Annotated in this window: 1 pseudogene; it reads left to right on the forward strand. The window is 48.0% G+C overall.

The window, feature by feature from the left end:
• Positions 1 to 560 (forward strand): annotated as a pseudogene (locus UF75_RS25895) (cobalamin adenosyltransferase); the annotation flags it as partial.

The following is a 560-nucleotide window of genomic DNA, read 5'->3' on the forward strand; positions in this document are numbered from 1 at the left end:
TAGACCTAAATCCATTCAGGAATCCAAGGCGTTTCGGGAACCTCAATCCCAAACTATTACGGATATCCCTTCAGGGATTAAACCGGAACACATGACCCATTTGCGCACCGGCGATTTAGTTACTAAAACCCATCCGGTGATTGCCTACCGAGGACAACTGGACCTCTTTCAATGTGAACTGGTTGAGGCTCAGGTCTTCTTCGAACAAAAAGGGGAGAAGGACCTTATCCAAAAACTCGAAGAAATCGCCGCTCTTTGCAGACAACTGATGGTCAGTGAAGTCAGGCAAGAGCCCTTTCAATGGAGTACTCTGATTGGTCTGACCCCAGAAGAACTCCGCGAACGATCTCATCATCCCAAAAAATACTTTGGGATTGATCATACTCCGCTGAGCTATGCGTATGGAGCTATTGTAGCCAAACTTCATCATCTTAGAGCAAAGTCACGAGAGGTCGAACTTTACGCCAATCGGGCCTTCACGGATGAAACCGGGGCCTGTAGCCGAACCGACCTAATCCAAGCCTTAAACCGCCTTTCCAGTGCCTTCTATATTCTCGCCT

Origin of the sequence: Desulfosporosinus sp. I2, assembly GCF_000960765.1 — a bacterium.
Lineage (GTDB): Bacteria > Bacillota > Desulfitobacteriia > Desulfitobacteriales > Desulfitobacteriaceae > Desulfosporosinus.